This is a genomic window from Ruegeria sp. BB1 (assembly GCF_056539465.1).
In genome coordinates this window covers 145,063-170,927 of the sequence record NZ_JBQFVB010000009.1, presented here as the reverse complement: position 1 = coordinate 170,927, position 25,865 = coordinate 145,063, and the positions used below count along the sequence as shown (strand labels likewise).

The following is a 25,865-nucleotide window of genomic DNA, read 5'->3' as shown; positions in this document are numbered from 1 at the left end:
CCCGGCTACGCGATGCGTTGCGTCACGTGGCGGATTGTCCGGCAGAGACCCATATGGATTGCCCAAAGTTCAGGCGCCTCATGGAGTTTGCGTCGCGTTCCGTCGCCGCTCAAAAGCGATGAAAGCGCCTGCTCAGACTGATTGCAACCACCAAGCAATAGGCCAATCTCTTGCTGCGATTTGGCTAATTGAACATGTGGGTTCGGAGTGAACATGCGGTGGCAGACATTTGATCCGCCCCGCCGGAAACGTGGACACAGCTGCCGTTGACCATGAAGCGACCAACAGCAGGTATTCAAAGCAGGCGTGTCGCCATACCACCATCAACAGCTAACGGAGAGCCAGTCACGAAGCTTGCTCGGTCCGACAACAAGAACAAGGCTGATTGAGCGATCTCGGTCGGTTCAGCCATGCGCTTAACGGGATGTAAACCCGCGATTATGTCGTGCGTCGCCGGGTCGTCACCCGCCATGTCAGTCTTTGTTCCGCCCGGCAGAACTGTATTGACGCGAATGCCTTGCGCCGCATGATCCGATGCCAGCGACTGTGTAAATCCTATCAGTCCTGCTTTCGATGCAGCATACGCCGCCATGCCCGGCATGCCGCCGTTGCTGAAGCCAACAAATGTTCCCGTAAAGACGATTGACCCACGGCCACGTCTTTGCAAAGCGGGAAGCTGGGCATTGGCCGCAAGGAATGCACTGGTAAGGTTGGTTGCAAGGACAGACTGCCAGTTGCTTAGTTCCATTTCCGGAATTGGACTCATATCACCCACAATGCCTGCATTGTTGAATGCGCCATCGAGGCCACCAAACCGTTGTTCTGCCAAGTCAACCAGGCCCTTGGCAAATGCCTCATCGCGAACATCACCTGCCAGATAAACGGCGCGCCCATTGCTTTGGTCTATCTGCTCAACAATTGACTTCAGCCGCGCCTCTCTACGCGCGCCCAAAACGAGGTTTGCCCCTTCTGATGCAAACAAAAGCGCTGCGGCTGCACCGATTCCGCTGCTCGCCCCGCTGATGATGATCGTTTTGTCTTTCAGTTCCATGGTCATGCCTTTCAGTTTCTGCATGCCAGTCAGTTAAGAAAAAACATCCGTGCTGAGCGATCCGTTTCCTGTGCTTGTCGGGCGGCCAATATCGAATGAGCAAGAACCGGGTCGGCAGACAACCTTCAAACGGAAACCGTCATTTGCGGGTCCCGCAGCACTCGGTATTTTGCTCTCAACGATGCCAATCCCACCCTTCCCGTGCGATCTCTGGCCTCATCAGTGTTGGCCAATAACACGCGCCTATCACTTTTTGATCAGGCTCACGGGCCGATGCCTCCTGGACCGCAATAGAAGTAAATTACCGCGCGTGCTAAGTCGCTTTTTGCGCCGAGCGTAACGATCGCGATAATCAATGACGGCAACTTTAGGCATCAAGCCTCGCTTCGGCATCCCAGAACGGTCTGTCCTTCCCGATCCGTTCGGCGAGGAAGTCCACAAAGGCGCGAACTTTCATTGGCATATGGCGTCGCTCGGGGAATACGGCATAAAGCGCCTGTTCCGGAAATGCGTAATCCGGCAAGACCCGGACCAGATCGCTGGTGGCCAAATGAGCACCCGCCACAAAGGTCGGCAACCGCCCAATACCAAGTCCGTCAAGCAAGGCAGCGCAAAGCGTCTCGCTATTGTTGATGCGCAGAGTGCCTTTGGTGCGTACCCGCAGTTCACCATGTGGTCCATGCAGCACCCACTCCATCGGATCGCGTGAATAGGCATAGTGAAGGCAGTTGTGCGTCAGTAAGTCTTCAGGTTGCTGTGGATTACCCCGCCGCAATAGATAATCCGGCGCGGCGACAAGAACACTGTGGATAGGCGCCAGCCGACGCGCGATCATGGCAGAGTCAGGCAGGGTGCCGGCCCGAACGGCCATGTCCAACCCCGCATCGACCAGATCAACGACCCGGTCATCCATAGTCAGGTCCAGTGTGATATCAGGATAAGTGGTCAGAAACTCGGTGAGCATCGGTGCAATATGCAGCCGTCCAAAGGACATGGGCGCACTGATCTTCAGGTGTCCGACCGGGTGACCCTGAACGGCCGCAACCGCGTCTTCCGCCTCCTGCGCCGATCCAAGCGCCTGTATTGCATGCGTCAGGTAGATTTCACCGGCTTCGGTCAGCGAGATGCTGCGCGTCGAGCGATGAAACAGTTGGGTGCCAAGATGCGCTTCCAGTGCACCTATCCGTTTGCTGACGGCTGACTTGGTGATCCCCAATCGCCGCGCAGCTGCAGCAAAACCGCCGCATTCAGCCACAGCGACAAATACGGGGATAGCGCCGATTTCGATCATGTTTCTCTCGTATAGTCAACTTTTTCTCACCCTAATGTAAACCTGATAGCCAATTATCATGCCATTGGAAACACATTAGGTCGTCCTCAACACATGTTGGATGGAGACGGCCATGCCCAAAATGCTCATCAACGGAATTCTGCGCGACAAGCCAGCGCAATCCGACGGGCGCTTTCACCGGTTGCCCAGTTCCTTTCGTGGCTGGATCAGTTCGGACGCTGAGGCAGACTTTCCGACCGCGTCTGGCCGCTATCACCTCTATTTGTCCAAAGCCTGCCCATGGTGTCATGGTGTCGACCTGGTATTGGCACTCAAGGGGCTGCGCGAGGTAATTAGCATAACCTGGATGGACTCGGTGATGTCTGAGGACGGTTGGGTCATCGACCAATCCGACTTTGACGAGTCCGCCGGTGTGCCACGTGATCATTACCTCTATCAAGTTTACCAACGCGCTGTGCCCTCTTATACCGGCGCGATTACGGTCCCGGTGCTATTAGACAAGCAAAGCGGTCAGATCATCAGCACCGAATCCGCCGACATCATGCGGATGATCGACACTGCCTTCGTCGACGCGGCCATTCTGGACCTCTATCCAACCGAATTCGCCGCTGAGATCGATCGGCTGGCTGAAATGATCCAGGCCCCCATTCGCAACGGTGTCTATCGCGTCGGTTTTGCCACCACGCAGGAAGCATATGACGAGGCGATCCATCAGCTTTATGCAGGGCTGGATACCGTAGAAGCAGTGCTGATGATGCGGCGATACCTGGCTGGAGCGGTGCCGACTGAGGTTGACCTGAAGCTCTTTCCGACGCTCCTGCGGTTCGATCCTGTCTATGTGACTCATTTCAAGATCGACTGGAAACGGATCTCGGATTATCCGGCCCTTTCGCGTTATCTGACGGACGTATCAAGTTTATCGGGCGTCGCTGAAACCATCGATTTGCAGCATATCCGCGCCCACTATTTTCTTAGCCACCGCCACATTAACCCGAGTGGCATCATCCCGATCGGACCGGAGTCGACGAATTTCATTGCAGATCTGACAAAGGGTGCCGCGTGATGCCCCGCTTTGCCACAGGCCTTCCGCCGACTGCCCTGATCATCGCGATCGGTGCGCTGGTTGGGGTCAGTTTTACATTGTCCAAATATGTAGCCATAGCAGGTAGCGCGCCACAGCAAGCTTTGTTCTGGCAGCTTCTGGTCGCGAGCGTTGTACTATTCACCATCGTTGCGATCACCGGTAACCGCCCGCCACTACATCGCAAGTATCTGTTCTACTACTTGGGGGCGGGGATTTTGGGCATCAGCGGTCCTTCATTGATCGGCTTTACAGTACTAGGCTACGTCTCGACCGGCTTCTACTCTGCGCTGGTTACACTGTCGCCGCTTTTCACTTTCGCTATCACGGCCCTGGTCGAAAAGAGAATGTTACCGTCATACCGGCTGATCGGAATCCTGATCGGGTTGGTCGGCATCAGCTTTGCCACCCATAGCGGCTTTGACCTGTCGGGCGTTGCGCCGCGCTGGATCACCGCTGCGCTGGCGGGTCCTCTCCTGCTGGCAATGGGCAATGTCTTTCGCAGTCGGGCCTACCCGCAGGGTGCTGATCCCATAGCGCTGGCGGCCGGAACACTGGGGCTTCAACTGTTGCTGATCGGTCTTCCGATCATTGTAAGTGGTCAGATCGCGGCCGGTTCGATGCCAGGTCCTGGACCGGTTGCCGCGTTAACCGGGATCGGACTGATCACCGCACTCAGTTATGTGCTGACTTTCGAAGTCCAGCGGCGCACCGATGGCGTCGGATTTGCTCAGGTCGGATATTTCGCCACTCTTTTCGGCATTGGCTTCGGGGCTCTGGCCTTTGACGAACCAATACACCTCACATTGGTCGCGGCGCTCGCGGTGCTGTTTCTTGGGTTGGCCATAACCAATGGGCACATCCGCCTCGCCCACATCCTGCGCCTTCCGTACAAATCGCAGGCCGAAGCGCCGCTGAACATCACAAGTTTTCAATCACCCGCCAAGGAGAACAAAGATGCAGATTGCCAATAAACACAATTCGCCCCATGCACCACTGGTTGCCGGACTCTATGCGGCCGTCGACGCAATGAACGCCAGCGACGTCGTTAGCTATTTGACAGAGGACGTTACATTTCGCCTCGGGAATTTCGACCCGATCAACGGGCGCGGGCCTGTTGAGCATGCCAACGAATGTTTCTTTCAGACCATCGCCGCCATGCGTCATACGATAACCGGCATCTGGTCCAGTAGTAGCACTGTATTTTGCGACGGCACGGTCCACTATACACGCAAGGACAGCAGCGAGCATGAAGTCCCCTTCGCCACACGACTTGGCCTGCAAGAGGGAAAAGTGGCTGATTACGTAGTCTACGTGGATATTTCAGGACTCTAGAGGGATTGATGGTGGTACAGATAAGCGGCTTTGACTCCCTCAAAGCCGCTACAAACCACCATACCGTATTCCGTTCAATCAACGACGATTTCGACAAGAAGCCAGAAGCAGGACCAGGAATGTCAGGTTAAGCACCGCATTGAACGGCGCACCAACCAGGATTGAGAAAGTGCTATCGGTGCAAAACCAGGACCATGTTGCAACCCAGGTTACTCTTTGAGCCGCATCCGGGGAAATTGGCGCAACATATGTACCTAATGCCCATGACATTCCGCCGAGCCCGACGGTCAGCCCACCGGTGATGGCCAATAGCAATGGCGACGGTATCGCCATGTCGGGCGCAACCTCCTGCATCGGCCAATAGGCAACCTTAAGGAAAAGGTGGGCGACGGGATGCAGTATCGATAACCCTGCCAAAGCAAAAAGCGCTCCCGCTCCAATCAGGATCCATCCTGAACGACGCATGGCAGATTGTTGTGATGTCATGTTTTCCTCCTAATTCACTTGATCTGTCATGCGCGGTCAGGAGTATTCAAAGCAATTACCTCAGAGGTAAGTGATCTCTGACAATTGATTGTGTAAGATTACCTTATGACTTCTTACTCAGTTCTATTGAAGGAATGGCGCAAGCGCCGTCGGATGAGCCAGCTCGATCTAGCTGTTGAAGCCGACGTCAGTGCGCGACACATATCGTTTCTGGAGACCGGACGTTCCCGACCTAGCCCTGAGATGATCGTTCATCTTTCAGAGGTTATGGAAGTACCTGTTGACGCCAGGAATCATATGATGAAGGCGGTTGGTTTCGCGCCGAGATATGCGGCGACGCCGCTTGACAATGCGGCGATGGAACCCATTCGGAACGCTGTCACATGGACGTTGGAAAGACATGCCCCCTACCCGGGTCTGGTGCTTGATCGTCTTTGGCGGGTTGTAGAATTAAACGGTCCTGCTGCGGTGCTGTTTGCACCTCTCGGATTGGCTGCAGGCAATAGCCTCCTTGAATTGCTGACTGGCCCTACGATGGCACAGGTTGTTGAAAACTGGCCTGAAGTGGCGCATTACACCATGCTTCGCCTTCGCGCGGAAAGTGCAGCGGCAGGTGGCATACCTGATTTGGAGGTTGCGATAAGAGAACTGGCGGCGCACGCGCATGCACCAAGTGACGCAATAGTGGGACCATCCATTCCCACGGTCTATCGATTTGCCGGACATCGCCTTTCGATGTTCGGAACGATAGCGCAGTTCAGCACTGTAGCCGACGAAACACTCGACGATCTAAAAATTGAATTGTTCTTCCCGTCTGATGAACAGAGCGCTGTCTTGCTGACGGCACTTACCAGTCAGCCACAGGACCTCCAACTGCCGATATCAAGCTGACTTTGTGTCTCCGAACGGTCGGAATTTGCCTAGTTGGCCTAGCAGTTTGAAGTTGTCTCGATACTTGCTACCTCTTCCATGCGGTTCCCTCTGCACTTGCCGGCTTTGTTGGTTGATCTCGTCGGCCTGCGTAACCTCTCGAGAAAACTTTCGCGAAATGCTGGTGAAAATTGCGCAACTCGATTGAGATTCAGCTGTCCTTGCCACGCAATACAAACTGATTTGTTGCGCACCCATGTCACAAACTCCACGCCTGCCGCGTCCTGTTTCTATACACCCAAATACAGGAGCACCTCATGCAATCCCGTCTCAACCATTTCGCCGTTGCCCCGCAACTGATGCAGCCAATGCTCGACATGGAGGAATGCCTCAAAACAGCGGGCCTTGAGCACAGTCTCATCGAATTAGTAAAGTTGCGCGTGTCGCAGATCAATGGCTGCGCTTTCTGCATTCATATGCACACCAATGACGCGCGTGCGCAGGACGAGAGTGAAGACAGGCTTCACTTGCTGAATGCGTGGCGAGAGTCGTCTCTTTATTCCGAGCGTGAACGCGCCGCTCTTGCCTGGGCCGAAACGCTGACCCGCATCGAGCAGAATGGTGCACCGGATCACACCTATGATGAGATGGCCGCTCAGTTTTCAGATCAGGAAAAAATCGCCCTGACGCTGGTAGTGACAACGATCAACGCCTGGAACCGCATTGCTATTGGGTTTGCAACGCCACATCCTGCCGCCAAGGAGGCCACGGCCGAATGAGTCATATAACTTCACTCGATAACGACCAAACATTTGTCGATCTGCGACCGCGCTTGTTCGCGGTCGCCTATCGAATGCTGGGCACTGTTAGTGACGCAGAGGATGTAGTACAGGATGCATTTTTGCGTTGGCAGAAGGTTGATCATGCTAGCGTGCGGGACGCGACTGGGTTTCTGATCCGAGCGGTCACGCGGTTATGTTTGGATCACATGCGGGCCGCGCATACTCGACGCGAAACATATCCCGGTGAATGGTTGCCGGAACCACTGATCACAGATGATGCCACCGAGCGACTGGATCGTGACGTCTCGGTGGCACTCCTTCTGGCGCTGGAGCGGCTGACACCTCTCGAGCGGGCAGCCTTTCTGCTCCACGATGTATTCGAGCAATCATATGACGAATTGGCACAGGCATTGGAACGCACACCTGAATCCTGCCGCCAGCTTGTTAGCCGAGCTCGGAAACATGTGCAGCGCAACAAACCTCGAACGCAGGTTGAGCCCCAACAAGGCGAAGCCATCGCGAAGGCATTTTTCATGGCCGCCAAAAGCGGCGACACTGACGTTCTCGCCAAATTACTTGCGCAAGACGTAAGGTTTGTTTCGGATGGCGGCGGCAAAGTATTGGCGACACTCAACCCGATTTTGGGCCGAGACAAAGTGATGCGGTTATTGTCTGGACTGGCGCGTAAATACACTGATCAACCTGCCCAGCAATGGCAATTCTGCCACCTGAACAATCTGCCTTCGATCCTCAGCCACGAAACGGGGGACATTTTGCAAACCACGTCGTTGGAGATAGAAAGTGGGATGATCACAGCGATCTACGTCGTGCGTAATCCAGAAAAGACTCGTCATCTGTCTTTCGACGGACACACTCCCATCAATGGCGGCCTATCTGACTAGGATGACTACATCGGCCCAAAGCGGGCACGCGCTCAGGTGTCGTGATGCCGCGGTGCGGCTCATCGTTGCAGTCATTCGCAGAAACAGCGAAATCAAGTCATAAGCAAACTCACACGTCGCGGGAAAACCTGCTATTCAATTGTCGTTCGCGCCTGAGGGCTCATACGGCCGAAACATGGGAACCCATCGCGGCACCTTCGCCTTGTACCGCAGGTAGTCCTCGCCAAAGCGTCGTTCCAGCCCCGGCTCCTCTACGAATTTGAAGTAAAGTGTGTTGAGGAGAAAGAACACTATCGCCCAACCCAACAGGAATAGGCTGCTCATTGCTAGTGCTTCCGCCAGTATCATTAGAATAACCTATGAAAGCATGGGGTTACGCACGTAGCGGTAAGGTCCACTGACCACAAATCTTTGAGGTGGATCCCACGGTGCAGGAGTTCCGTATCCCTCAAGAACAAACAGTTTCATCGTGTTCGCGGCCAAGGCAAGCGCGGGGCCAGCCAACATCGCTGCCACAGCCCAATGCAGACGCGTTCCCACACTTGCACCAAATGGCCATTGGTCGCTGAAACATTGGACCAAAATCGGGATGTAGATCAGTGCTGTACCCGGAAGGATAAGTACCGCTTTAGTCATGCGCCAAAACATAGAGGAATCTTACCACAGCTTGTCGATCGTATTCTTCGCAACCACACCCAGTGCAACGTCGGATTGGCTATAGTAAATCCTTGGATCAGAACCAGAAATACTTACAACCTCTCAAAAATTGTCGAGGTTGGATGGTGTATTGTCAGAGGTATTTGCTCATTTGCGACCAGAAATTGTTCATTTGAAACCACCTTTGCGGCGCGATTGGCAATAGTCTGGGGAAAACTGGGACGGGTCGCCATGCCAGGAAGTACTCGAAAAACTACGTTGGAAGAATGTGACCTTCTGATCCGCAATGCCTCGGTAATTGACGGTACCGGTGGCTCCATCCGCAATGCAGATGTGGCAGTATCAGGAGACGAAATTGTCGGTGTCGGGCCACTGGACGGTATTCGTGCGCAGGCGGAAATTGACTCGACCGGCCTGTGCCTCGCCCCAGGTTTCATTGACGCACATACTCATGACGACTGGGCGCTTCTACGCACCCCGGATATGTCGTTTAAGGTGACACAGGGGGTGACCACGGTTGTGACTGGGAATTGCGGGATCAGCGCCGCTCCATTCAGGGTGCAGGAAGATCTGCCAGACCCGTTCAATGTCACTCCGGACGTGCAGTCAATCAGCTTTGAAACCGTCACCGAGTATCGACGCGCGATCAAGGATGAAGCGCCCGCCGTCAATGTGCGACTGCTGGCCGGGCATTCATCACTACGTGCCACCGTAATGGGGTCGGATTTGGAGCATGCCGCGACCAGTGCAGAAATCAACCGAATGGCAGAATTGCTTGATAAGGCGCTGTCCGAGGGCGCGGCCGGGCTTTCCAGTGGATTGGACTATCCCGCCGCGATGGCGGCTCCTGGGGAAGAAGTTGTGATGTTGGCACGGGTGCTACGTCACCACCCGAACACCGTTTACACAACCCATGTTCGGGATGAAGGTGACGGCGTGATCGAAGCCATCAAAGAAGCCCTGTCCACTGGACAACGCGCCGATGTTCCTCTGATCCTGTCGCACCACAAATGCGCAGGTTTTCGCAACTTCGGTAAAAGCAAAACGACGCTCGCCATGATTGACGCAGCCCGCGCGAAAGCAGAGGTCGCCATGGATGTCTACCCCTATACCGCCTCGTCTTCTGCTCTGATGGAGCGTTTCATTGATGCCGCTAAAGATGTGATTGTCATCTGGTCCGCCCCGCACCCGGAGGTTGGAGGACGGATGCTTGATGACATTGCTGCAGAATGGGGCGTGTCGCGGGAAGAAGCCTGTACAAAGTTGAAACCCGCTGGCGCTATCTATTTCGACATGGACGAAGAGGATGTACAGCGGATCCTACAACACCCGGCGTCGATGATCGGATCGGACGGGCTGCCTGGCACCGAAAAACCGCATCCTCGGCTCTGGGGCACTTTTCCACGGGTCTTAGGGCATTACACTCGGGATCTGAAATTGTTCTCGCTGGCACAGGCTGTGCACAAGATGACCGGCCTGACCGCAGCAAAGTTCGGCCTGACCGATCGCGGAGAAGTTGCAGTCGGGAAAAAGGCAGACCTTGTACTGTTTGATGCAGAGACAATCTCGGATGTGGCTGATTTCGACGCTCCAGAGCAGCCCGCCAAAGGCATTCATTACGTTTTTGTAAACGGGCAGGTCACCCTTTCTCAGGGGCACCAGACCCACACGCGCGCAGGTCGCTTCCTGAACAACAACAAACAATAGCGGGGAAAAACATGAGCAGAACAGTCTGGCTGAACGGGACATATATGCCCGAGGAAAAAGCGCAATTGCCAATCTTTGATCGGGGCCTGCTGTTTGCTGACGCTGTATATGAAGGCTTTGGCATTCTGGACGGGCAGATCATCGATTTCCATTACCATATGCAGCGTCTGAACCGGTCGTTGGCCGAGTTGGAAATGCGGCCACCGATGAGCGAGGGTGCGTTATATGACGGGCTGATGGGGCTGATTGCGCGCAACGGGGTGGAGGAAGCGTTTCTCTATCTGCACGTCACCCGTGGCGCGCATGATCGCGATTATCTTTACCCCGGCGGCCTGTCACCCAACGTTTTTGCCTTCACCCAGCCGCTGCACGGGGGGCTGGCCGCCGATCCGCCGCAACCTCTGCGACTGGCCAGCGCACCGGATATTCGCTGGGCACGGCGAGATATCAAGACCAGCAACTTGTTAGGTCAGGTTCTGGCGAAAGAAATTGCCCGCAAGGCCGGTGCGGATGAGGCGCTGATGATTGCGCCCGATGGCACAGTGACAGAATGCGGGGCAATGTCGTTTTTCATCGTAAGAAATGGCTGCATCTACGCCCGCCCCCTCAGCCGTGATATTCTGCCAGGGATCACCCGCCAGACCATGCTACGCGTTGCCGACGACCTGGGGCTGAAAGTGGTCGATGCCACCTATACGCTAGACGACGTCTTCAGGGCGGATGAAGCTTTTGCCACTGGCGCTTCCAGCTATGTTCAGCCGGTGCCCGAAGTCGATGGCCGACAAATAGGTGACGGTGAGACGGGCACTGTTACAACCTTGCTGCGCCGCGAATATCTCAAAGCCGTGCGCGCCTCCTTCCGAAACAACCGCGCCAGTCTTCAATAGATAGCAACAGATAGGCGTTCGCGGCCCAGAGTCGACATTCAACCTAATGCCGTGGTGCTGCAGTCGCAGCCATAAAGCCCACCGTTCGCTGCGTGCGCGAAATATCGATGCGTATAAACACACAGTACGCGGGACAAAGTGAGCTTAAAATACGTTGCTCACGCCACGCCCAGCGGTGTCATTGGCCCGAATGAAGTCGAATGCTGCCGCCAGAACATCCAAAACCTCGAAGATTGGCTGGGGTGCCTGCTTGAGTGACGCTGCTGCAGGACGATATATACAAATCGAATTTCCTGATTGTATGATTCAATAACCGGCCCACCTGAATAGCGGCCAGAAACCGGAAGGTAGCCTTGCTGAATTTGACGATTCCCATACCCTTGATATTGGTCGCCGTTTTGCCCGCCGTTCTGGATCGGTGCTCTGGTTCAGACACGAGCGTGGCCCTGGGCGTACTGGCCCGCGACCGGGTGGCTTTGACTGCGACGGCCAGTGAAATCGTTGTCGACTTACCGATCGCCGAAGGAACTGTCGTCAAAGCAGGAGATATTCTGGTTCAACTCGATCCAACATTACAGACTGCCAAGCTCAGCCTGGCACAGGCCGAGCTTCAAAAGGCGCAGGCCACGCTGTTGAAGCTACAAGTCGGACCGCGGGAAGAAGAGATTGCAATTGCCGAAGCCAAGGTCGCAGGTGCTGTTGCGCGACTGGTTGACGCCGAAGCCATCTATGAAAGAAACGCCAAACTGGTCGAAAACTCGGTCGTCACCGAAGCACAGGTGGCAAATGATCTGGCCTTACGCGATTCTGCGCGTGCCGAGTTGGCCAGCGCTCAGGAATCTTTGAAAGAGCTGCAAAACGGCACCCGTCCCGAAGATCTTGCTGTCGCCGAGGCCAACGTACGTGCAGCAGAAGCCACGGTTGCTGCCGAGCAGACCGTGTTGGATGACCTGACAGTTGTTGCGACCCGCGATGGTGTACTGGATTCACTGCCTTGGAATCTGGGCGAGCGGGTAACATCCGGCAGCCCGGTTGCGGTTATGGTCACCGGTCAAACACCCTATGCGCGTGTCTATGTGCCCGAACCGCATCGCGTCAAACTAAAGCCCGGCGATAAACTGAGAGTGCGCATTGACGGACTCTCCGATCCATTGGACGGCGTGATCCGCTGGATCAGCGACGATGCGTCGTTCACGCCATATTACGGGCTGAACAAGGATGACCGTACGCGGCTTGTCTATCTCGCCGAAATTGACCTGCCAACCGCATCGCCGGACTTACCCGCCGGAGTGCCTGTGCAGGTTCCCTTACCATGAGCGACATCGTTGTCTCGACGAAAGGCCTGACCCGCCGGTTTGGGGAAAACACAGCGGTCAACAATCTGGACCTTGAGATCAGAACGGGCCAGATCTACGGGTTTCTTGGCCCCAATGGCTGTGGCAAGACCACTACCATGCGCATGTTGACCGGCTTGCTAACCCCCAGCAGTGGAACGATCTCGGTTTTGGGGCAGTCCATGCCCGAAGCGGCGGAACCGTTGAAGAACGAGATTGGGTATATGACCCAGATCTTCTCGTACTATCGCGATTTGACCGTTCTTGAGAATCTACGGTTCGCGGCGGAAATTTACGGCGTTCCGGCTAAATCAGCCGCGGACCGGATTGACGAGTTGCTGCACACCTATGACCTGACAACGAATGTGCATCAGCTAAGCGGCAGCATGAGCGGCGGACAACGACAGAAACTGGCGCTGGCAGCAACCGTCATGCATCAGCCAAAACTTCTGTTTCTCGACGAACCAACGTCGGCCGTTGATCCCGAAACCCGCCGCACGTTCTGGGAGCAGCTGTTCGATCTGGTCGATCAGGGTGCGACGATGATTGTGTCGACCCATTTCATGGACGAAGCAGAGCGTTGCCACAGGCTGGCGATACTGCAGCACGGCGTAAAAAAGGCGGATGGGTCACCCCGTCAATTGATGGATGATCTGGACGCCGATGTTGTAGAGGTGGAAGGGCCGGACCTGAGAAAAGTCAAACACGAGCTGGATGGCAAATCCAAAATACTCTCAACGGCTCAGGTCGGCTCGCGGCTGCGCGTGCTGGTCGACAAGTCCGAACCTCGGCCAGTTGATATGCTACGCGCCCGGCTTGATGCGTTTGCGGACCTGTCCCTGACGTCTCAACGTCCAAACCTTGAAGACGTCTTTGTCAGCGCAACGCGGGGGCCGGGACAATGATCTCGCCGCGTCGTATCACAGCCGTTTTGAAGAAAGAGCTGCTGCAGCTGAGGCGAGATCGAATGACCTTTGCCATGGTTGTCATGATACCACTGATCCAACTGCTGCTGTTCGGCTATGCGATAAACACAAATCTGCGTCATGTGCCCGTCGCACTGGTGGATCAATCCCGAACTGAACTGTCGCGCACGCTGGCGCAGATTGTTCAGGCCACGCAGGTCGTAACAATCACCGAGGAGTTGACCAGCCCGCAAGAGGCCGAACGCGCGATCACCGAATCTCGCGTACGCGCCGCTTTAATTATTCCTCAGGATGTGAGCCACCGCCTTGCCCGAAGCCCTTCCGTCGGATTGGGATTGCCCGACGCAACCAACCAGACCAGCAGTCGGCCTGTTGCCCATTGGATCGTGGACGGCTCGGACACGATGGTCGCCAGCGCGATCAAGTCCCTGCGCACGATGCCACTGACCGAGTTGCTCAAGCAACCGCCCAACCGACAGGTGCCTACGTTTGAAGTCACGCTCTATTTCAACCCCGAACAGCGGTCGGCGGTGAACATCGTACCCGGTTTGGTTGGGGTTATCCTGACCATGACAATGATCCTGTTCACCTCGGCCGCTATCGTCCGTGAACGCGAGCGGGGAAATATGGAGATGTTGATCAACACACCGATCAAGTCCATCGAGCTGATGATTGGCAAGATCATACCCTATATCTTCCTGGGGCTGCTGCAGGTCGCAATCATCCTTGGCATCGGGCACGTGTTGTTCGATGTCCCGATCAATGGTGGGTTGGGCGTTCTTCTTGTGGTGACACTGCTGTTTATCATTGCCAGCCTGTCGCTAGGGTTAGTCATTTCAACACTTGCACAGAACCAGCTCCAATCGATGCAGATGACCATTTTTGTCCTGCTGCCCTCGATCCTGATGTCCGGGTTCATGTTCCCCTTCGACGGCATGCCGCGACCTGTCCAAACCATCGCACAAGTCCTGCCGGCCACGCATTTTATGGACATGATCCGCGGCGTGGTCCTGCGAGATGCTTCGCTTTATGAGTTGCGATGGGGGATTCTCTGGATGATCGGGTTTGCAGTATTCGGATTGTTGGCGGCAACTCTGAGATTCAAGAAACAGTTGGATTGAATTGCGGCCCGTTCCGAACATTCGTCGATTTTGACGTTACAGCATTGCAGCCTCCCGATAGCGGACGGTGCAAACGCCGAAGGTATTGCAAGAGGCCTATCGGCTCAGCAGAAAAAAAACGCAGCGCACCCATTCGGGCACACGACGGTTAGCCAAGGAAGATAAAAATCATGGGAAAAGGCGCAACGGCAATCGCTGCCGCCAAAACCAACCCCAGAAATGAAAACCTACGGCTGGCCCCGGCCAGAAAGGCGAGTCCCCCGCCCCCTCCGAAATCCGCGACTCTTTCCTGATTAGGAGTTTTGACGACGAACTGCTGCTACATCCCAGAAAGGCCTGCATTGGTGTTTAGTAGGAACTGGCGAAAAATTGGGCTGCTTGCCGCCCCAATGCCACGGGCGTTTTCTCCGACTGCTGCGGCTTCCACGACCGGAGGGATAAGACCGCGTTTGTCCTGGTTGACCAGATAGCGTCGAACCCTTGCCACCAACTCTTCTCTTACGTCCGGCGGGAACGCCCCGTCGATGAAAATGGCCTCGAAGTCGATGACGGCACAAATTGAAAGAGAGGCCTTGGCCAACTCCTGCGCAGTCGCTCCAATCCACGGCTCGACATACCGTGTGATGCTGGTCCAGTCCTGCGGCTTCTTCCAGAGAATCGCGGGATCGACGCCCCCTTCGATCAGCCTGTCCTCAAGCAGAAACAGTGAGGCGGTGTCGATCAGTTGCTGGCTTTCACCCAATGGACCCGTCGTGCGCATCGCGCCCAAGGCACCAGCATTGCCTTGGTTGCCCTCAAACACGGTGCCGTTCAACGCGACTCCGCCGCCGATCATTGACCCAATGAAGAAATAAAAATAATCGCGATACTCAGCCCCACGACCATATAGATGCTCCGCGTGACACGCTGCGGTCGCGTCGTTGACTACAAAAACCGGCAAGTCGCTGAACTTGGCGACCTCCGAGAAGAAGTTAACGTTTTTCCAGGAACTAAACTTCTTGGCGGCAAGCCCAGACAGGTCGTGCCATTTCCAAAGTTCGAACGGTGTGCCGATTCCAATCCCGCATACGCGATCACGAAGCCTTTGCGGTTCGTGAGCCAGTAGCGTTTCCAAGCCAGAATCCAAAAACCCGAAAACGGCCTCTGGCAACGGATAATCATAGGTTGTGGAAAGTTGGCGGCGCGGCTTGCCTGTAAAGTCGATCAAAAGCAGATCGGCACTGCGTCGCCCTATCTTCATCCCGACTGACAAGATGCCTTCCGGATTTAACTCCATTGGGATCGAGGGCTTCCCAACTCTTCCTCGCAACGGGGCTCCGCGTTTGAGAATCTGGTCTTTTTCGAGCTTGCGCAAAATGATTGAAACGGTCTGTGGAGACAGACCTGTCAACCGCGCAACGTCGGCACCCGCCGTAGGCCCATGCCGTTGTAAAACTGTCAAAATCAGACGTTCGTTGTGGTCTCGAACACCGCTTTGACTTACGCCTCCTGTCAGCATTCTCAGCGCGTCTTTCTCCATAACTCAAAACATAACCACCTTGTTTTACTATGGAAAGACGGTCGATCAAATTAATAAATAAACTTTATTTATTTATTGACAGAGAGACCAGAATCACAGTTTCTTGAATGAGACCTTCATTAGAGGATGAAGGTAGGCCTCGTTGGTACGCCGCTCGGGGCAACAAATATTTCTGGGAGGACAAATATGAGAAATCTATTCAAGATTGCCGCATCTGCGACTGTGCTCACGATGGCAGCGGCCTCTGCTCAGGCAGCCGGAGAAACCGTCTGCCTAATCACGAAGACTGACACCAATCCCTTCTTTGTAAAGATGAAAGAAGGCGCGACGGCCAAGGCTGAAGAGCTTGGCATGACGTTGAAAGCCTTTGCTGGTAAAATTGACGGCGACCACGAAACTCAGGTTCAGGCCATTGAAACTTGCATCTTGGACGGTGCAAAGGGAATTCTACTAACGGCATCGGACACGAGCTCGATTGTTCCAGCGGTCCAACAAGCGCGGGATGCAGGACTTTTGGTTATTGCGCTGGACACACCGCTCAGCCCGATCGATTCAGCTGATGCAACTTTCGCAACGGATAACTACAAGGCCGGACTGTTGATCGGGCAATGGGCAAAGGCCAAAATGGGTGACGCTGCAGCGGACGCAAAAATCGCGACGCTTGATCTGAATGTCAGCCAGCCAACAGTAGACGTTCTGCGCAATCAGGGCTTCCTTGACGGATTCGGAGTGGACTTGGCTGATCCCAATGTTATTGGCGACGAAACGGACGCGCGGCTGGTTGGTAGTGACGTGACCGACGGCAACGAAGAAGGCGGGCGCCGCGCCATGGAAAACCTTCTGGCCAAGGACTCGACGATCAACGTTGTGCATACGATCAATGAACCGGCAGCGGCGGGCGCTTACGAGGCCCTGAAATCCATTGGACGTGAAAACGATGTTCTGATCGTTTCAGTCGATGGCGGGTGTCCCGGCGTACAAAACGTTCAGGCCGGTGTAATCGGCGCCACAAGCCAGCAATACCCCTTGCTGATGGCTTCGCTTGGTGTTGAAGCCGTAAAGAAATGGGCAGACGAAGGCGTGAAGCCTGAAAACACACCTGGAAAAGACTTCTATGATACCGGTGTGGCGCTGATTACTGATCAACCCGCCGATGGTGTTGAATCGATTTCAGTCGCAGAGGGCCTGGAACTCTGCTGGGGCTAAGTACAAGCCCATTTGGAGAGGCGCTCATATGAGCGCCTCTCCATTGCTTTAACCAGCAATCCGATACTTCCTGTAAACTGATCTCGTGACCCCAAAGCAAGCCACGAAAGGGTGAGATATGTCTGAAACAAACCAAGGCACCCCGGAATTTGAAACCGCAGCAAGCAGGGCGGAAACCGTCGCGGAGTTTGAGGATCACCGGCGCGGCGCACTGGGGAAGTTGCAGCACCTTCTCCATGTCAACCCGTCCTTTGTGCCACTTATTGTCTTAGTCGGAGCGATGTTGGTTTTTGGGCTGCTATTGGGTTCAAAATTTTTCTCGCCTTTCGCTATGACCTTGATCCTTCAACAGGTTCAGATCGTCGGCATCGTGGCAGCAGCACAGAGCCTTGTTATTCTGACCGCTGGCATCGATCTGAGCGTCGGTGCGATCATGGTTTTTTCTTCAGTTATCATGGGTCAGTTCACCTTCCGATATGGCATTCCTGTGCCATTAGCCGTCATGTGCGGTCTGGCTGTCGGAACGATGATCGGAGCCCTCAACGGTTGGCTTGTCAGCCGCGTTAAACTCCCCCCTTTTATTGTCACACTTGGAATGTGGCAGATCGTTCTGGCAACCAACTTCCTGTATTCCGCAAACGAGACAATTCGTAGTCAGGACATAGAGGCAAACGCCCCCTTCCTTCAGTTTTTCGGCACGAAATTTAGCATCGGTGGGGCGACTTTTACAGTTGGCGTCATATTCATGCTCGTCTTGATTTTTGTGCTGGCCTATGCACTCAAACACACGGCTTGGGGCCGTCATGTCTATGCGGTGGGCGACGATCCAGAAGCGGCCGAACTGTCCGGTGTCAACGTCCACAAGACCTTGATGTCAGTTTATATGCTCTCCGGGCTGATCTGCGCCTTCGCCGGCTGGGCTCTGATCGGCCGCATCGGCTCAGTCTCTCCAACTTCTGGCCAACTGGCCAACATCGAAAGTATCACCGCGGTTGTGATCGGTGGCATCTCACTGTTCGGCGGGCGAGGATCCATTCTGGGATCGTTGTTCGGAGCACTGATCGTTGGCGTGTTTACTCTTGGGCTGAGGCTCTTGGGCGCAGATGCGCAGTGGACCTTCCTGCTCATCGGTCTCCTCATCATCGCAGCGGTCGCAGTCGACCAGTGGATTAGAAAGGTTTCGGGCTAATGTCAGACACAACACCAATCGTCCAAGGCCGCGGAATCGTGAAGCGCTATGGCCACGTCACCGCCATCGACCATTCCGATTTTGAATTGCGTCAGGGAGAAATCCTTGCGGTCATTGGGGACAACGGCGCCGGAAAATCATCCATCGTCAAAGCGATCTGCGGAGCCACGATCCCGGATGAGGGCGAAATCCTCATCGAAGGCAAGAAGGTTAACTTTACCTCTCCGATCGACGCCCGGAACATGGGGATCGAGATCGTCTATCAACAACTTGCCATGTCGCCCGCTCTGTCAATCGCGGACAATATGTTCATGGGTCGTGAGATCCGCAAACAGGGCTTCATGGGGCAATATCTGCGTCAACTTGACCGACCCGCCATGGAAAAGTTCGCCCGTGAAAAACTGACCGAGCTTGGCCTCATGACCGTTCAGTCGATCAATCAAGCGGTTGAGACACTGTCGGGCGGTCAGCGCCAAGGTGTTGCCGTTGCGCGCGCCGCAGCCTTTGCGACCAAGTTCATCATCATGGACGAACCAACGGCTGCACTGGGGGTGAAAGAGAGTCGGAAAGTTCTCGAACTCATCCAGGATGTGCGCGCGCGTGGCATTCCGATCATACTTATCAGCCACAACATGCCGCATGTCTTCGAAGTCGCCGATCGCATCCATGTGCACCGGCTGGGCAAAAGGCTCTGCACAATCGATCCCAAGGACTACACAATGTCCGATGCCGTGGCCTTCATGACTGGTGCCAAAGAGCCCCCGAAAGAGGACGCCGCGTGATCGGGCAGGACATAATGCGCGTTTGCGACCTGATCTCGTCCCGGAGGCAAGTTGGGGTTCGGACGATTGTCGCAATCGCCGGCCCCCCTGCATCCGGCAAGTCGACGCTGGCAGATAACGTTGTGCAATCACTGAATGCACATCAGAGTTCTGCGGTTCCGTTAGCCACGCTGGTACCCATGGACGGCTATCATCTGGACAATCGGGTACTTGAGACGCGTAGTTTGTTGGATAAAAAAGGGACACCAGAAACCTTCGACGGAGTTGGGTTTTGCAAGGCAATCAGAGGACTGCAGTCGGCGCGACATGAGTCCTTTCACCCCAAATTCGACCGCCAAATGGATCTGGCCATTGCAGGCGCGATTGCTGTTCACCCAGAAACTCCGACTATCGTCGTTGAGGGAAACTACCTTCTGATGAATAGCGACCCGTGGAGAACATTGGCAGATGTCTATGCCGCAACAGTATTTGTCAGCCCAACTTTAGAGGAGCTTAAATGCAGGCTGCAACGCCGCTGGATCAAGCATGGCTTTGACCCAAAATCCGCGCTGCAACGCGCCACAACGAATGATCTGCCCAATGCTGAACTTGTCATCAGAGAGAGCAGGAAGGCTGATCTGACATTGAACCATAATTACACCGAATTCGGAATGCGTTACGCGTTTTGATCCGGTTCAACCGACGCAGAAGCGATCCGTTGATACTAACTCGTCCTGGCGTTTTTCAGTGCAATTAACATCATCCCATACACGATGAGGGAAGCTTATGAAGTTCTTCGTGGACACCGCAGAAGTAAACGACATCAAAGACCTGATAGACTTTGGACTACTGGACGGTGTTACCACGAATCCAAGCCTTGTCGCCAAGTCTGGCCGCGATTTCAAAGAGGTCATTGCTGAAATTTGCACTCTGACAGATACGCCCGTATCGGCAGAAGTCGCAGCTTTAGATGCCGCAGGAATGATTGCGGAGGGAGAGTACCTCTCGGCGATCGCAGACAACGTGGTTGTCAAACTGCCGCTGACCTTGGATGGCCTGAGAGCCAGTGCTCATTTCAAGAGGCAGGGTATTAGAACAAACGTCACGCTTTGCTTCACACCCAATCAGGCTCTTTTGGCGGCAAAGGCGGGCGCGACCTATGTATCACCTTTCATTGGCAGATTGGATGACATCAATCTGGACGGAGCCGATCTCATCCGTGATATCCGAAGCATCTTCGACACCTATTGTTTTGAAACTGAAATCATTGCAGCATCCATCAGAAGCCCCAATCATATTACAGAGGCGGCCTTGGCCGGATCAGACATAGCCACGGTCCCCCCGTCCGTTATCCGCAAATTAGTCAGGCATCCGCTAACCGACACCGGCATTGAGCAGTTTCTCAATGATTGGAAGTCGACCGGGCAATCGATTCTGTAATGGAGGGTCATTTTGCCTGAGACAGAAGGCACCGAACACTGAACGGCTGTGTGTCGGGGGACTAAAACCTCAATGACAGGTTACCTTAAGTGATTAGAAAGTCGAGTTGTTCGGAAAATTGCCGGCACTACGCTTCAGTGGTGGCATAAACACAACGGCAACGATCTAAATCTTCAACGTCCGCTTTCTGAAGTGACGGGAGATTTTGGTGCGGCCGCGGCAAAGGTCCACTTCCCGTGCCTTGCGTCATCTAAAGCACAGCTACACAGGTGGTTACACATAGAAGATGAGATGGCACGGGTGTCTCGCTATTCGACCGTGCCAAACAATTTGTGGCAAGTTTAGAGAGCCAAATATCCTGTGTTACACTTTTGAGACTTCTCCCCGAGAATTAGGAGGCCAATATGGTTAGTTCATCCAGGCGAGAATTCTTTAAAGCAGCCGCAGCAACGGGTCTCGGAGGAACTGCTGCGATGCAAGTTTCAGCCGCAGAGTTTCCATCGGGCCCTTTTTGGAACAATGTTCCTGATCCAGAACTTTCCAAGCAAGAGCTTCCAAACTTCAAGTTTGAACTGGAAAAATCCAAAGGGCGTGAAGACGGTGGCAGTTTCGGAAAAGAAGCCACCGTGCGCCAACTTCCGGTTTCAACGGGAATCGCCGGTGTCTCAATGAAACTGGAACCCGGTGTCGCCCGTGAATTGCACTGGCACGCCACTGCTGCGGAATGGGCATTTGTCATGGAGGGGCGATGCCGGACAACAGTCATCAACCCGGCTGGAAAATCCGAAACGAACGATTTTGAACCAGGTGACGTATGGTATTTCCCGCGTGGTTACGGGCATTCGATACAGTGTCTGGGCAACCAGCCCTGCCACTTCATTCTGATATTCGACAATGGGTATTTCTCTGAATTCGGTACATTCAGCATCACGGACTGGATTGGCCACGCGCCGAAAGACCTGTTGTCAAAATCCCTTGGCTTGCCCGCAGCAGCGTTTGATTCTTTTCCCAAGAGCGAAGTTTATTTCGTTCACGGCGACCCGCCGCCGGAAGAACCTGCTTTGCCTCATCAGGGGCATCTGGCAACACCTCGGAATACGCATAAATACAGGCTGCTCGACCAAGAGCCGAATTCTTCTTTCGCAGGCGGTCGAGAATGGCTGGTCAGCCAATCGGAATTCCCCATCTCAACCACGGTAACGGGCGTGGTTTTGGAACTTGAGCCTAAGGGGATGAGGGAGTTCCACTGGCACCCGAACGCGGATGAATGGCAATACGTAATGAGCGGTAGCATCGGAATTACCATATTTGGTGCAAACGGCCGCTTCGCCACAGAATCTCTGAACAAGGGGGATGTGGGATATATTCCTCAGGGTTATGGGCATTCGATTGAAAATGCTGGTGAGGAAAAAGCCCGAATACTGATCGCGTTTAACACCGGTGAGTATCAGGCAATCGACCTTTCAGAATGGATTGCAGGTAATCCCAACTACCTGCTTGCCGCGCATTTTGATCAGAAACTGGATGTTGTCGAAAAGCTCCCGAAGCAGGACGTCTTCATCGCTCCAAGGTAGGTACAAGGCAAACGTACAATGGCGGCATACTAAGACTTGAACTTGCCAATGATCAGCGCCGCGACGATCAGAATAAGCGCAAGGATGTCATTCGCCTGTAGTCGCTCTCCAAGAAACGCAATGCCGATGAAAACGCCAACCAGCGTGATCAGATAACCGGAAAGGGCAGTAAAGGTCGGGCCGGTTCGACCAACCATATAGATGAACAGAACATAGGCTATGCCGCCACAAAAGACGCCTAGGCCTGCCAGCGCTGTTACGCTTTGCCACGACGGGTCCGGCTTCCACGCGGAACTGAGGATCAACGTCAAAACCACCAGTACTGCGGACGCGATCATAAAGACGTTTCGCATCGCAAGAACAGGTGGCACGTTTGACAGATGTTTCATCATGATCAGGCTTGCCGAGAAACTCAGTGCGCCGCCCAGGATCGCCAGTTCGCCGATTATGTCCGCCAGCCAGCTGCCTTTGATACTTGGAACGATCAGAACCAGAATCCCTACAAAGCCGACAGCGACACTCAGCGCTGCGATCAAACTCCAATGCTCGTCTTTCACGAAAAACGGGGCCAGTATCAGGGTAAAGATTGGCACTGTGGCAAGGAGGATGGCAGCAATACTGCTGTCGACGTGTTGCTGCCCCCAGGGGATCAGAAAGCACGGCAAGATTGCTTCAGCTACCGCGATTGCACAGTAAAGCGACCAAGGCTGTCTGCCGACTTTTATCGAAGATCCCGCTGAACGTCCGTACATCACAGCGGCGATGATCGTCAGGGTGACAAATCCGATCAGCACCCGCCCGGTCGCCACGACCAACGGCGAAAAACTCTGAATGGCCAGTTCGTTCAGAACAAACTGAGACCCCCAAATCAGACTGATCCCGACCAATAACAGATAGTCGAGGGCAACAGGCCTGTTCATGACGAATGCGCTTTTTCGAACACGTGATTCACCACAAAAACATGAAGTCAACTAATCCTACCACAAGCAAGGAGACCGTGCGCCCGGGTATTAACATGCGTGAATACAGTGTATTTTCTGGATAGATATGGGAGGCACCAGATGTACGAAGATCTATTACCTCACACATTGCCGACTGAGGCCGAGCGGCTTGATCGCATGTCACGTGCGCACGACCCCGATACCTTTGCAACAATTGAAAGACTGAACCTTCCAGAGAATGCGCATTGCCTGGATATAGGTGCCGGGCGCGGAAGCGTCGCGATCTGGCTGGCCGAGACATTGCCCCACGCAAAAGTCATCGCCAGCGATCTGGACGTGTCGTCCGTGAAAGAAAACACCTTACCCAACATAGCCCTGGAGGAGATCGATCTGCGAGTCGATGAGCTTGGTTCAGAATTGTATGACCTGGTTCACTGTCGCGCGGTGTTGTGCTTTTTACCGACCCGAACAGAGGTTTTGTCAGCGATCCTGAAGTCGCTCAAACCCGGCGGCGCATTTGTTGTTACTGAAATGGACTTCAGGCGAGTTGCTTCCGGTCCGAGCCGTTTTTGGGCTACGTTCTGGACCGCGTATCTCGAATTCACCGCATCTCAAGGGTGGAATTTAGAGTTTGGTGCAACGTTGCCGGGCTTTCTTGCCAAAACCGGCTTTACGGAAATTGATGCACGGCACATTCAGCCCATTTTAAATCTCTCCGGAAATACCGCAGGAGCGGCTGAAGCGCAGACCTGGTCACTAACATTGGCAACATTGGCGCCTAAATTGATCGGTGGCGGTTTTATGACCGAAGGCATGCTGACCGAAGCACTTTCGATCATCCGTAACCCCGAAGCTTGGACGGCCGGACCAGGCTTCATGGTCACCAGTGCGCGGCGACCGATGACCTAACCCGAGGGGCAACTTATCCTCAACAAGAAACACTTGTGGATGTCTGCTATTTTGAAGCAAGCGCCATTCGTGCAATATGCAGAAAGTGGTACTTAGGGCTCAAGGCGGCCATCAGAGCCAGTGCAGCATTGCCCCCTGCCCCACATCACACAGGCCTTACGGACGGCCCAATCCGGTCACTCAGTGAGGTGCATAGTTGCTGCGCGCGCAGCCCGCTTTGCTGACTATCACTGAACGTGCGAATTATGAAAGCACCAAACTCACAGATCACGGACAAATCCTGGTTATGGCTTCCGATTGCAAGCTCAGCCAGCTATGAACCTGGTGGTTTAACCTTTCCAATCCAGAGTGAGTTGCGTTTGGGTCACGATCGCCGCAGTACGGCCATCGGGTCGGGTAATCGTGGTCTGCCAAATCATTGTTTTTCGACCGCGATGCAGGGGAATACAGGTCAAAGTGATCTCGTCGCCAATCCGCACAGATCGGATGAAGTTCGTCTTGCTCTCCAGGGTTGTTGTACTGGCATCTTTGTCAAGGTTCACTGCCGCAGCTACTCCTCCTATGGAGTCTGCCGCCCCCATGATCGCACCACCATGCATCACCCCGTTTCGGTTGCCCATGTCTTCTCGGACGAGCAGTTTCGCCACCACCTCCTCCACTGAAACGGACACTAGTTCGAGACCCAGAGATTGGGAGTAAGGTGGTAACCAGTGCTGGATGTTTTTGTTATGCATGTACGATTTTACTCATGGACGAATACATCTGTGTTCCTTGGTGTCCGAACTAGGGTACCCACCACCATTTTACCTGCAGGCGGAATACAATTATTCTTGTGGTGTATTCAAAATCGAATTGTAGGAGAAGTTACCGTGTCCGTCCCGCAGATTGTAACTGTCGTTGGCTATATGACGATCCTAGAATCACATGCAGTGGCATTTAGAGAAAATTGTTCCAAAATGATTGAACTGCGTAGGCTAGAACCCGGCCATTTGGCGTCAGCCTACAGTTTCGGTGCCGGTGGAAAAGTTGTATCCCGCGAAGACTATGACAACGCCGATGCAGTGATCCGCCATATGGAATTGGGCAACCACATCTTTGAGCTCACGCAACAGCTGGTCGAGATCACCGGGGTCGAATTACATGGCCCTCAAGCTGAGCTTGAAAAGCTGGGCGATCTGTTCAATGGGATGTCTCCCGCAATCTTTGACACCGAGTTTGGATTTCGCCGGTAGTTAGACGTGTATGACGGATTGAACAGAAACTGATAAGGTGGGCCCAGCCCGGTGATCAGGGCATCTGTTTGCAATAGGTGGAGACAGGTCGAATGATGGGACGACGACGCTTTTTGACTCGTGTGATCCCGACCACGTTCTGGGCAAACATCGTAATGCGTAGCCTTTCCATAAACGCGGAGGCAAAGACCGTCGAAAACACAAGCTACAAGGTACTCACGGCAGCCGAAGTAGAGACTCTGGCTGCCTGGTGCGCGGCGATCGTGTCCGGCGCAGACCAGGCCGGGGTCGCTAGGTTTGTCGACGAAAACCTCGCAGGAGATCAGGCCGCGTCCTTGTTACTTCTCAGATACCTTGATGCCAGCGACATGGCAGGATTTTACCGCAATGGGATCTTGGGCATTGAAAAAGAATGCCTGCACCGGTTTGGTTTGTCCTTTGCACGGGCGGATGCCGGTAACCGACTGGAATTGGTTGAGGCTGCGATAGCCTCGAAGATGCAAGTCTGGACCGATCCAGATCCGAATTTTTTTTATTTCATTTCACGCAGCGACGCGGTGGATGTTGTTTATGGCACGCAGGCGGGATTTGCGGATCTGAATATTCCTTATCTCGCGCATATTCCGCCACCCCGGCCTTGGTAGCAATTCTGCTAACCTAGGAG

At 54.2% G+C, this 25,865-nt stretch carries 27 protein-coding genes; 20 read left to right on the top strand and 7 right to left on the bottom strand.

The window, feature by feature from the left end; all coding sequences use genetic code 11:
- Positions 1–295: 295 nt before the first annotated feature.
- Together ACR0AL_RS17615 and ACR0AL_RS17610 are read right to left on the bottom strand one after the other, a co-directional pair.
- On the bottom strand, positions 296–1,051 hold the full coding sequence (locus ACR0AL_RS17615; RefSeq protein WP_480664069.1) for an SDR family oxidoreductase: 756 nt from the start codon (positions 1,049–1,051) through the stop codon (positions 296–298).
- A 367-nt stretch (positions 1,052–1,418) separates the two neighbouring features.
- Entirely contained in the window at positions 1,419–2,342 is a 924-nt protein-coding gene (locus tag ACR0AL_RS17610; RefSeq protein WP_170351273.1) for a LysR family transcriptional regulator, read from the bottom strand.
- A gap of 112 nt (positions 2,343–2,454) precedes the next feature.
- On the opposite strand from ACR0AL_RS17610, the gene ACR0AL_RS17605 reads away from it, so the two are divergent.
- From ACR0AL_RS17605 to ACR0AL_RS17595, 3 genes are read left to right on the top strand one after another with little or no spacing between them, the layout of a single operon-like run.
- The gene (locus tag ACR0AL_RS17605; protein WP_170351272.1) at positions 2,455–3,405 is read left to right on the top strand and encodes a glutathione S-transferase family protein; all 951 of its coding nucleotides are present in this window, start codon (positions 2,455–2,457) and stop codon (positions 3,403–3,405) included.
- Positions 3,405–4,397, top strand: coding sequence for a DMT family transporter (locus ACR0AL_RS17600; RefSeq protein ID WP_480648297.1), 993 nt, complete (start codon positions 3,405–3,407; stop codon positions 4,395–4,397). The genes ACR0AL_RS17605 and ACR0AL_RS17600 overlap by 1 nt, the downstream gene beginning before the upstream one ends.
- Positions 4,381–4,758, top strand: coding sequence for a nuclear transport factor 2 family protein (locus ACR0AL_RS17595; RefSeq protein WP_480648299.1), 378 nt, complete (start codon positions 4,381–4,383; stop codon positions 4,756–4,758). Before ACR0AL_RS17600 ends, ACR0AL_RS17595 begins: the two co-directional genes overlap by 17 nt.
- A 78-nt stretch (positions 4,759–4,836) precedes the next feature.
- Here ACR0AL_RS17595 and ACR0AL_RS17590 read toward each other — a convergent pair whose 3' ends face one another.
- Positions 4,837–5,244 (bottom strand): hypothetical protein, encoded by a 408-nt coding sequence (locus ACR0AL_RS17590; protein WP_170362711.1) that lies wholly within the window; start codon positions 5,242–5,244, stop codon positions 4,837–4,839.
- A 105-nt stretch (positions 5,245–5,349) separates the two neighbouring features.
- On the opposite strand from ACR0AL_RS17590, the gene ACR0AL_RS17585 reads away from it, so the two are divergent.
- From ACR0AL_RS17585 to ACR0AL_RS17575, 3 genes are all read left to right on the top strand, one after another.
- Entirely contained in the window at positions 5,350–6,135 is a 786-nt protein-coding gene (locus ACR0AL_RS17585) for a helix-turn-helix domain-containing protein (RefSeq protein WP_480648301.1), read from the top strand.
- Positions 6,136–6,431: 296 nt separating this feature from the next.
- Positions 6,432–6,893, top strand: coding sequence for a carboxymuconolactone decarboxylase family protein (locus ACR0AL_RS17580; protein ID WP_170379721.1), 462 nt, complete (start codon positions 6,432–6,434; stop codon positions 6,891–6,893).
- Positions 6,890–7,798 carry a sigma-70 family RNA polymerase sigma factor gene (locus tag ACR0AL_RS17575; RefSeq protein WP_170351266.1) on the top strand — a complete coding sequence of 303 codons (909 nt, stop codon included), beginning with the start codon at positions 6,890–6,892 and terminating at the stop codon, positions 7,796–7,798. The genes ACR0AL_RS17580 and ACR0AL_RS17575 overlap by 4 nt, the downstream gene beginning before the upstream one ends.
- A 135-nt stretch (positions 7,799–7,933) precedes the next feature.
- Here ACR0AL_RS17575 and ACR0AL_RS17570 read toward each other — a convergent pair whose 3' ends face one another.
- Positions 7,934–8,122, bottom strand: coding sequence for a methyltransferase family protein (locus ACR0AL_RS17570; protein ID WP_170351265.1), 189 nt, complete (start codon positions 8,120–8,122; stop codon positions 7,934–7,936).
- A 564-nt stretch (positions 8,123–8,686) separates the two neighbouring features.
- Here ACR0AL_RS17570 and ACR0AL_RS17565 point away from each other — a divergent pair.
- The 5 genes from ACR0AL_RS17565 (at position 8,687) to ACR0AL_RS17545 (ending at position 14,430) form a co-directional block, all read left to right on the top strand.
- On the top strand, positions 8,687–10,162 hold the full coding sequence (locus ACR0AL_RS17565) for an N-acyl-D-amino-acid deacylase family protein (protein ID WP_170351264.1): 1,476 nt from the start codon (positions 8,687–8,689) through the stop codon (positions 10,160–10,162).
- Between the two features lie 11 nt (positions 10,163–10,173).
- Complete coding sequence (locus tag ACR0AL_RS17560) at positions 10,174–11,049, top strand: aminotransferase class IV (protein ID WP_480648303.1); 876 nt, start codon at positions 10,174–10,176, stop codon at positions 11,047–11,049.
- A gap of 353 nt (positions 11,050–11,402) precedes the next feature.
- The gene (locus ACR0AL_RS17555) at positions 11,403–12,365 is read left to right on the top strand and encodes an HlyD family secretion protein (RefSeq protein WP_302477203.1); all 963 of its coding nucleotides are present in this window, start codon (positions 11,403–11,405) and stop codon (positions 12,363–12,365) included.
- A complete protein-coding gene (locus ACR0AL_RS17550) occupies positions 12,362–13,288 on the top strand; it encodes an ABC transporter ATP-binding protein (protein ID WP_480664059.1) in 927 nt (308 codons plus the stop codon). The genes ACR0AL_RS17555 and ACR0AL_RS17550 overlap by 4 nt, the downstream gene beginning before the upstream one ends.
- The gene (locus ACR0AL_RS17545; RefSeq protein ID WP_170351261.1) at positions 13,285–14,430 is read left to right on the top strand and encodes an ABC transporter permease; all 1,146 of its coding nucleotides are present in this window, start codon (positions 13,285–13,287) and stop codon (positions 14,428–14,430) included. Before ACR0AL_RS17550 ends, ACR0AL_RS17545 begins: the two co-directional genes overlap by 4 nt.
- Positions 14,431–14,749: 319 nt before the next feature.
- Here ACR0AL_RS17545 and ACR0AL_RS17540 read toward each other — a convergent pair whose 3' ends face one another.
- The gene (locus ACR0AL_RS17540) at positions 14,750–15,949 is read right to left on the bottom strand and encodes an ROK family transcriptional regulator (protein ID WP_480664057.1); all 1,200 of its coding nucleotides are present in this window, start codon (positions 15,947–15,949) and stop codon (positions 14,750–14,752) included.
- Positions 15,950–16,180: 231 nt separating this feature from the next.
- On the opposite strand from ACR0AL_RS17540, the gene ACR0AL_RS17535 reads away from it, so the two are divergent.
- From ACR0AL_RS17535 to ACR0AL_RS17510, 6 genes are all read left to right on the top strand, one after another.
- Positions 16,181–17,155: a sugar ABC transporter substrate-binding protein gene (locus ACR0AL_RS17535; RefSeq protein ID WP_254428641.1), complete on the top strand. Its 975-nt coding sequence runs from the start codon at positions 16,181–16,183 to the stop codon at positions 17,153–17,155.
- A 118-nt stretch (positions 17,156–17,273) separates the two neighbouring features.
- On the top strand, positions 17,274–18,344 hold the full coding sequence (locus ACR0AL_RS17530) for an ABC transporter permease (RefSeq protein WP_480664055.1): 1,071 nt from the start codon (positions 17,274–17,276) through the stop codon (positions 18,342–18,344).
- Positions 18,344–19,126, top strand: coding sequence for an ATP-binding cassette domain-containing protein (locus tag ACR0AL_RS17525; RefSeq protein ID WP_170351257.1), 783 nt, complete (start codon positions 18,344–18,346; stop codon positions 19,124–19,126). The genes ACR0AL_RS17530 and ACR0AL_RS17525 overlap by 1 nt, the downstream gene beginning before the upstream one ends.
- A complete protein-coding gene (locus ACR0AL_RS17520) occupies positions 19,123–19,794 on the top strand; it encodes a nucleoside/nucleotide kinase family protein (protein ID WP_170351256.1) in 672 nt (223 codons plus the stop codon). Before ACR0AL_RS17525 ends, ACR0AL_RS17520 begins: the two co-directional genes overlap by 4 nt.
- Positions 19,795–19,891: 97 nt before the next feature.
- On the top strand, positions 19,892–20,545 hold the full coding sequence (gene fsa, locus ACR0AL_RS17515) for a fructose-6-phosphate aldolase (protein ID WP_170351255.1): 654 nt from the start codon (positions 19,892–19,894) through the stop codon (positions 20,543–20,545).
- A 404-nt stretch (positions 20,546–20,949) separates the two neighbouring features.
- Complete coding sequence (locus tag ACR0AL_RS17510; protein ID WP_480664053.1) at positions 20,950–22,119, top strand: cupin domain-containing protein; 1,170 nt, start codon at positions 20,950–20,952, stop codon at positions 22,117–22,119.
- 29 nt (positions 22,120–22,148) lie between these two features.
- Here ACR0AL_RS17510 and ACR0AL_RS17505 read toward each other — a convergent pair whose 3' ends face one another.
- Positions 22,149–23,039, bottom strand: coding sequence for a DMT family transporter (locus ACR0AL_RS17505; RefSeq protein WP_170351253.1), 891 nt, complete (start codon positions 23,037–23,039; stop codon positions 22,149–22,151).
- Between the two features lie 141 nt (positions 23,040–23,180).
- On the opposite strand from ACR0AL_RS17505, the gene ACR0AL_RS17500 reads away from it, so the two are divergent.
- Complete coding sequence (locus tag ACR0AL_RS17500; protein WP_480664051.1) at positions 23,181–23,969, top strand: class I SAM-dependent methyltransferase; 789 nt, start codon at positions 23,181–23,183, stop codon at positions 23,967–23,969.
- A 329-nt stretch (positions 23,970–24,298) separates the two neighbouring features.
- Here ACR0AL_RS17500 and ACR0AL_RS17495 read toward each other — a convergent pair whose 3' ends face one another.
- Positions 24,299–24,703, bottom strand: a complete 405-nt coding sequence (locus ACR0AL_RS17495) for a PaaI family thioesterase (RefSeq protein WP_170550969.1) — start codon at positions 24,701–24,703, stop codon at positions 24,299–24,301.
- 222 nt (positions 24,704–24,925) lie between these two features.
- Between ACR0AL_RS17495 and ACR0AL_RS17490 the strand changes: the two genes are divergently transcribed.
- Positions 24,926–25,201, top strand: a complete 276-nt coding sequence (locus tag ACR0AL_RS17490; protein WP_170362692.1) for a hypothetical protein — start codon at positions 24,926–24,928, stop codon at positions 25,199–25,201.
- A 92-nt stretch (positions 25,202–25,293) separates the two neighbouring features.
- Complete coding sequence (locus tag ACR0AL_RS17485) at positions 25,294–25,845, top strand: gluconate 2-dehydrogenase subunit 3 family protein (protein ID WP_170362691.1); 552 nt, start codon at positions 25,294–25,296, stop codon at positions 25,843–25,845.
- The last annotated feature ends 20 nt before the right edge of the window (positions 25,846–25,865 follow it).

What these genes read in the sequence shown, in the direction of transcription:
- ACR0AL_RS17580 (WP_170379721.1), top strand. Translation starts at nt 6,432, where the DNA reads ATGCAATCCCGTCTCAACCATTTCGCCGTTGCCCCGCAACTGATGCAG.
- ACR0AL_RS17525 (WP_170351257.1), top strand. Translation starts at nt 18,344, where the DNA reads ATGTCAGACACAACACCAATCGTCCAAGGCCGCGGAATCGTGAAGCGC.
- ACR0AL_RS17605 (WP_170351272.1), top strand. Translation starts at nt 2,455, where the DNA reads ATGCCCAAAATGCTCATCAACGGAATTCTGCGCGACAAGCCAGCGCAA.
- ACR0AL_RS17565 (WP_170351264.1), top strand. Translation starts at nt 8,687, where the DNA reads ATGCCAGGAAGTACTCGAAAAACTACGTTGGAAGAATGTGACCTTCTG.
- ACR0AL_RS17530 (WP_480664055.1), top strand. Translation starts at nt 17,274, where the DNA reads ATGTCTGAAACAAACCAAGGCACCCCGGAATTTGAAACCGCAGCAAGC.
- ACR0AL_RS17615 (WP_480664069.1), bottom strand. Translation starts at nt 1,051, where the DNA reads ATGGAACTGAAAGACAAAACGATCATCATCAGCGGGGCGAGCAGCGGA.
- ACR0AL_RS17610 (WP_170351273.1), bottom strand. Translation starts at nt 2,342, where the DNA reads ATGATCGAAATCGGCGCTATCCCCGTATTTGTCGCTGTGGCTGAATGC.
- ACR0AL_RS17575 (WP_170351266.1), top strand. Translation starts at nt 6,890, where the DNA reads ATGAGTCATATAACTTCACTCGATAACGACCAAACATTTGTCGATCTG.
- ACR0AL_RS17505 (WP_170351253.1), bottom strand. Translation starts at nt 23,039, where the DNA reads ATGAACAGGCCTGTTGCCCTCGACTATCTGTTATTGGTCGGGATCAGT.
- ACR0AL_RS17495 (WP_170550969.1), bottom strand. Translation starts at nt 24,703, where the DNA reads ATGCATAACAAAAACATCCAGCACTGGTTACCACCTTACTCCCAATCT.
- ACR0AL_RS17545 (WP_170351261.1), top strand. Translation starts at nt 13,285, where the DNA reads ATGATCTCGCCGCGTCGTATCACAGCCGTTTTGAAGAAAGAGCTGCTG.
- ACR0AL_RS17510 (WP_480664053.1), top strand. Translation starts at nt 20,950, where the DNA reads ATGGTTAGTTCATCCAGGCGAGAATTCTTTAAAGCAGCCGCAGCAACG.
- ACR0AL_RS17585 (WP_480648301.1), top strand. Translation starts at nt 5,350, where the DNA reads ATGACTTCTTACTCAGTTCTATTGAAGGAATGGCGCAAGCGCCGTCGG.
- ACR0AL_RS17535 (WP_254428641.1), top strand. Translation starts at nt 16,181, where the DNA reads ATGGCAGCGGCCTCTGCTCAGGCAGCCGGAGAAACCGTCTGCCTAATC.
- ACR0AL_RS17490 (WP_170362692.1), top strand. Translation starts at nt 24,926, where the DNA reads ATGATTGAACTGCGTAGGCTAGAACCCGGCCATTTGGCGTCAGCCTAC.
- ACR0AL_RS17485 (WP_170362691.1), top strand. Translation starts at nt 25,294, where the DNA reads ATGATGGGACGACGACGCTTTTTGACTCGTGTGATCCCGACCACGTTC.
- ACR0AL_RS17500 (WP_480664051.1), top strand. Translation starts at nt 23,181, where the DNA reads ATGTACGAAGATCTATTACCTCACACATTGCCGACTGAGGCCGAGCGG.
- fsa (WP_170351255.1), top strand. Translation starts at nt 19,892, where the DNA reads ATGAAGTTCTTCGTGGACACCGCAGAAGTAAACGACATCAAAGACCTG.
- ACR0AL_RS17600 (WP_480648297.1), top strand. Translation starts at nt 3,405, where the DNA reads ATGCCCCGCTTTGCCACAGGCCTTCCGCCGACTGCCCTGATCATCGCG.
- ACR0AL_RS17540 (WP_480664057.1), bottom strand. Translation starts at nt 15,949, where the DNA reads ATGGAGAAAGACGCGCTGAGAATGCTGACAGGAGGCGTAAGTCAAAGC.
- ACR0AL_RS17550 (WP_480664059.1), top strand. Translation starts at nt 12,362, where the DNA reads ATGAGCGACATCGTTGTCTCGACGAAAGGCCTGACCCGCCGGTTTGGG.
- ACR0AL_RS17560 (WP_480648303.1), top strand. Translation starts at nt 10,174, where the DNA reads ATGAGCAGAACAGTCTGGCTGAACGGGACATATATGCCCGAGGAAAAA.
- ACR0AL_RS17570 (WP_170351265.1), bottom strand. Translation starts at nt 8,122, where the DNA reads ATGAGCAGCCTATTCCTGTTGGGTTGGGCGATAGTGTTCTTTCTCCTC.
- ACR0AL_RS17590 (WP_170362711.1), bottom strand. Translation starts at nt 5,244, where the DNA reads ATGACATCACAACAATCTGCCATGCGTCGTTCAGGATGGATCCTGATT.
- ACR0AL_RS17595 (WP_480648299.1), top strand. Translation starts at nt 4,381, where the DNA reads ATGCAGATTGCCAATAAACACAATTCGCCCCATGCACCACTGGTTGCC.